Here is a 5156-nt window from a genome sequence, read left to right as displayed (position 1 = left end):
GGTGCTCGCCGGTGAGGGTGGAGCGGGCGGCGACGAGGTCCGCGGGCGTGCCCTCGAAGACGACCCGGCCGCCGTCGTGGCCCGCGCCCGGACCGAGGTCGATGATCCAGTCGGCGTGCGCCATGACCGCCTGGTGGTGCTCGACCACGATGACCGACTTGCCGGAGTCGACCAGCCGGTCGAGCAGGCCCAGCAGCTGCTCGACGTCGGCCAGGTGCAGGCCGGCGGTCGGCTCGTCGAGGACGTAGACGCCGCCCTTCTCGCCCATGTGGGTGGCCAGCTTGAGCCGCTGCCGCTCGCCGCCGGACAGCGTGGTCAGCGGCTGGCCGAGGCTGAGGTAGCCGAGGCCGACGTCGACCAGGCGGGTGAGGACGGCGTGCGCGGCCGGCGTGCGGGCCTCCCCGTCGCCGAAGAACCCGGCGGCCTCGGTCACCGACATCGCGAGCACCTCGCTGATGTCGCGCCCGCCGAGGCGGTGCTCCAGCACGGAGGCGTCGAACCGCTTGCCCCCGCACTCCTCGCAGGTGGTGGCGACACCGGCCATCATCCCCAGGTCGGTGTAGACGACACCGGCCCCGTTGCAGGCCGGGCACGCGCCCTCGGAGTTGGCGCTGAACAGCGCCGGCTTCACGCCGTTGGCCTTGGCGAACGCCTTGCGGATCGGGTCGAGCAGCCCCGTGTACGTCGCCGGGTTGCTCCGCCGCGACCCGCGGATCGCGCCCTGGTCGACCGACACCACGCCCGCGCCGGCCGGGATCGAGCCGTGCACCAGCGAGCTCTTGCCGGAGCCCGCGACACCGGTGACGACGACGAGCACGCCGAGCGGCACGTCGACGTCCACGTCCCGCAGGTTGTGCGCGGACGCGCCGCGGACCTCCAGCTTCCCGGTGGGCGTGCGCACCCCCTGCTTGAGGGAGGCCCGGTCGTCGAAGTGGCGGCCGGTGGTGGTGCCGCTCGACCGCAGCCCCTCGACGGTGCCCTCGTAGCAGACCTCGCCGCCCGCCGTGCCCGCGCCGGGGCCGAGGTCCACGACGTGGTCGGCGATCGCGATCGTCTCCGGCTTGTGCTCCACGACGAGCACCGTGTTCCCCTTGTCCCGCAACCGCAGCAGCAGGTCGTTCATCCGCCGGATGTCGTGCGGGTGCAGGCCGACGGTGGGCTCGTCGAACACGTAGGTGACGTCGGTGAGCGAGGAGCCGAGGTGGCGGACCATCTTGACCCGCTGCGCCTCGCCGCCCGACAGCGTCCCCGACGGGCGGTCGAGCGAGAGGTAGCCCAGGCCGATCTCGGCGAACGAGTCCAGCGTGCGGCCCAGCGTGGTGAGCAGCGGCGCCACCGACGGCTCGTCCAGCCCGCGGACCCACTCGGCCAGGTCGCTGATCTGCATCGCGCAGGCGTCGGCGATGCTGATCCCGGCGACCTTGGACGACCTCGCGCCCTCGGTGAGCCGGGTGCCGTCGCACCCGGGGCAGGTGGCGAAGGTGACCGCGCGGTCCACGAACGCCCGGACGTGCGGCTGCATCGCCTCCTTGTCCTTGGCCAGGAACGACTTCTGGATCTTCGGGATCAACCCCTCGTAGGTGAGGTTGACGCCCTCGACCTTCACCTTGGTCGGCTCCCGGTGCAGGAAGTCCCGCATCTCCTTCTTCGTGAACTCCCGGATCGGCTTGTGCGGGTCCAGGAAACCGGACTCGGCGTAGACGCGGACCGTCCAGAAGTTGTCGGACTTCCAGCCGGGGATGGTGAACGCGCCCTCGGCGATCGACTTGGAGTCGTCGTAGAGCTGGCTGAGGTCGATGTCGGACACCGAGCCCCGGCCCTCGCAGCGCGGGCACATGCCGCCGGTGACGCTGAAGCTGCGCCGCTCCTTCGTCTTCTGCCCGCCGCGCTCCACGGTCACCGCGCCCGCGCCGCTGATCGAGGCGACGTTGAAGGAGAACGCCTGCGGCGAGCCGATGTGCGGCTGCCCGAGCCGGCTGAACAGGATGCGCAGCATCGCGTTCGCGTCGGTGACGGTGCCGACCGTGGAGCGCGGGTCCGCGCCCAGCCGCTGCTGGTCCACGATGATCGCGGTCGTCAGCCCGTCGAGCACGTCCACGTCCGGTCGGGCCAGGGTCGGCATGAACCCCTGCACGAAGGCGCTGTAGGTCTCGTTGATCATCCGCTGGGACTCCGCGGCGATCGTGCTGAACACCAGGGAGCTCTTGCCCGAGCCGGAGACGCCGGTGAACACCGTCAGGCGGCGCTTCGGGATCTCGACGCTGACGTCCTTGAGGTTGTTCACGCGCGCGCCGTGCACGCGGATCAGGTCGTGGCTGTCGGCGGCGTGCGGGGTGCCCCGCCGCGTGTCCGCCGCCCTGGTGGCCGTGCTCATCGCGTCTCCTCGGGTCGGGCGGTTCTCAGCGGAGTTCCTTGATGCGGACGAGGTTGCCCGCCGGGTCGCGGAAGGCGCAGTCGCGCACGCCGTACGGCTGCTCGGTCGGCTCCTGGACGACCTCGCCCCCGCCGGCCCGGACCCGCTCGAAGGCGGCGTCGAGGTCCGTCGCGGCCAGGTTGACGGCGGCGTAGGTGCCCTTGGCCATCATCTCGGTGATGGTGCGGCGCTCGTCCTCGGTGACGCCGGGGTCGGCGGCCGGCGGGTGCAGCACGATGGACGTGCCGGGCTGGCCCACCGGGCCGACGGTGATCCAGTGCATCCCGTTGTAGCCGACGTCGTTGCGGACCTCGAAGCCGAGGGCGTCGCGGTAGAAGGCCAGGGCGGCGGCCGGGTCGTCCTGCGGGAGGAAGGTCTCGTGGATGGTGATGTCCATGTCGATCACGCTAGTTCCGGCGCGGTGGCCGGCGCTTCTCGATTCCTGACCGGTCTGGTGACCTGCTTGGCGACGCAGGAGGGCATCCCGGCGGTGGCCCGCGCCGCCTCGCGCCGGTAGGCGCTGGGCGACATGCCGACCAGTTCGGTGAAGCGGGTGCTGAACGTGCCCAGCGAGGAGCAGCCGACCGCGAAGCACACCTCGGTGACGCCGAGGTCGCCGCGGCGCAGCAGCGCCATCGCCCGCTCGACGCGCCGCGTCATCAGGTAGCTGTACGGCGACTCGCCGTAGGCGCGCCGGAACTCCCGGCTCAGGTGCCCGGCCGACATGTTCGCGCCGCGGGCCAGCGCCTCGACGTTCAGCGGCTGCGCGTACTCCCGGTCGATCCGGTCGCGGACGCGGCGCAACCGCACGAGGTCGCGCAGGTGGGCGGCGGCGGCTGTGCTCGTCACCGCGCGATCGTACGTCGGACGGGGGTGGTGGCCCCACCCCCGTTCCTGGTGCGCGCCCCATCGTGCGAGTCCTCGCGGCGGCCTAGTTTTCGAGTCCTGCTGAGATCTTGGGGGATCGGTGATGGCGTTGTTCTCGGGCGTGGACGTGCCGCGCACGCGGTTGTCGCACGGGGTGGTGTGGGTGTCGGTCGCGGTGGCGGCGGTGCTGGTCGCCCTCGCCGGCGGCTACGGCTACCACGGTGACGAGCTGTACTTCCTCGCCGCCGGGCGGCACCTCGCCTGGGGCTACCCGGACCAGCCGCCGCTGACGCCGTTCCTGGCCCGGCTGGCGGACTCGGTCGCGCCGGACTCCCTGGTGGCGCTGCGGGCGCCGGCCGCGCTGGCCGCCGGGGCGACGGTGCTGTTCGTCGGGCTGACCGCCCGGGAGATGGGCGGCGGCGCGCGGGCGCAGATCCTCGCGGTCCTCGCCGCCGCCGTGTCCGGGCCGGTGCTGGTGCCCGGCCACATGCTGCACACCACCACGATCGACATCTGCCTGTCCGCCGCGCTCGCCTGGCTGGCCGTGCGCGTGGTGCGGACCGGTGACCGGCGGCTGCTGCTCGTCGCCGGCGCGGTGCTCGGGGTGGGCCTGCTGAACAAGTACCAGGTCGCGGTGGTGGCGGCCGGCATGGTGGTCGGGTTGGCGCTGGTCGGGCCGCGCGCGGTGCTGCGCGGGCCGTGGCTGCCCGCCGGGGCGCTGCTGGCGCTGCTGGTGTGGTCGCCGAACCTGCTGTGGCAGTTCGAGCACGGGTGGCCGCAGCTGGAGATGGCGGGCGTCATCAGCGAGAACGGCGGCAACGGCGTGCGGCTGGCGTTCCTGCCCGCGCAGCTGCTCTACGTCGGTCCGCTGCTCGTGCCGCTGTGGGTCGCGGGCCTGGTGCGGCTGCTGCGCTCGCCCGACGCCCGGCCGTTCCGGTTCCTGGGCGTGGCGTGGCTGCTGCTGGTCGTGGTGTTCGTCGCCGCCGCCGGGTCGCCGATGTACCTGTTCGGGGCCTACCCGGCCCTGCTCGCCGCGGGTGGTCTCGCGGTCGACGGCTGGCTGCGGCGCGGGGCCGACAAGAACGGGGCCGACAAGGGTGGGGCCGACAAGAACGGCGCCGGCAAGAAGGGGCTCGGTGCGCGCAAGGTCGTGGTGGGCGTGGCGGGCGTCGCGTCGGCCGCGTTCATCGTGCCGCTCGCGCTCCCGGTGGTGCCGGTGGACCGGCTGTCGGCCATCCCCGTCACCGAGCTGAACGGGCTCACCGCCGAGCAGTTCGGCTGGCCCGAGCTGGCCCGGACCGTCGCCGGGGTCCACCGGGCGCTGCCCGACCGCGAGCGCACCGCGGTGGTGACCGAGAACTTCGGCGAGGCCGCGGCCCTGGAGCGCTACGGCCGCGACCTGGGCCTGCCGGCGGTGCACAGCGGCTACCGGGGCTACGGCGACTGGGGCCACCCGCCGGACACCGCGACCTCGGCGCTGCTCGTCCGGCCGGGGAACCGGCCCGGCCCGCCCGAGTGGGCACCCGACGCCTGCCGCGCGCTCCGCGAGGTCGCCGCGACGGACAACGAGCAGGGCGTCGACAACAAGGAGCGCGGCGGCCGGGTGTGGCTGTGCGAGGGGCTCGTGGAGCCGTGGGCCGACCTCTGGCCCCGCATCCGGCACCTGCGGTGAGCCGGTGGTCGTGAGCGGGTTTCGCCTCCGGGTGCGCGGGTATGCCGTGGCCATGGGTGCTGACGACAAGATCGACGCGAAGGTCGACGAGCTCAAGGGCAAGGGCAAGGAAGCGCTCGGCGACGCCACCGACGACCAGGACCTGGAGGCCGAGGGCAAGGGCGACCAGGCGAAGGGCAACCTGAAGCAGGCGGGCGAGAAGGT

5 protein-coding genes are annotated in these 5156 nt (G+C 73.2%); 2 read left to right on the top strand and 3 right to left on the bottom strand.

Annotation, left to right across the window (positions count from 1 at the left end):
• The 3 genes from ACR807_RS40935 to ACR807_RS40925 form a co-directional block, all read right to left on the bottom strand.
• On the bottom strand, window positions 1-2374 hold a 2374-nt coding region (locus ACR807_RS40935), incomplete at its 3' end, for an ATP-binding cassette domain-containing protein (protein ID WP_438926934.1).
• A 25-nt stretch (window positions 2375-2399) separates the two neighbouring features.
• Window positions 2400-2810 (bottom strand): VOC family protein, encoded by a 411-nt coding sequence (locus ACR807_RS40930; protein ID WP_438926933.1) that lies wholly within the window; start codon window positions 2808-2810, stop codon window positions 2400-2402.
• Between the two features lie 5 nt (window positions 2811-2815).
• Window positions 2816-3262 carry a helix-turn-helix transcriptional regulator gene (locus ACR807_RS40925; RefSeq protein ID WP_438926932.1) on the bottom strand — a complete coding sequence of 149 codons (447 nt, stop codon included), beginning with the start codon at window positions 3260-3262 and terminating at the stop codon, window positions 2816-2818.
• Between the two features lie 121 nt (window positions 3263-3383).
• On the opposite strand from ACR807_RS40925, the gene ACR807_RS40920 reads away from it, so the two are divergent.
• Window positions 3384-4952, top strand: coding sequence for a glycosyltransferase family 39 protein (locus ACR807_RS40920; protein ID WP_438926931.1), 1569 nt, complete (start codon window positions 3384-3386; stop codon window positions 4950-4952).
• A gap of 52 nt (window positions 4953-5004) precedes the next feature.
• The coding region (locus ACR807_RS40915) for a CsbD family protein (protein ID WP_438926935.1) at window positions 5005-5156 on the top strand (152 nt) is incomplete at its 3' end.

It is taken from the genome of Saccharothrix sabaoui, assembly GCF_051756985.1.
GTDB lineage: Bacteria > Actinomycetota > Actinomycetes > Mycobacteriales > Pseudonocardiaceae > Actinosynnema.
Note: the sequence above shows the minus strand (reverse complement) of the source record. Positions and strands in the feature narration are given on the sequence as shown.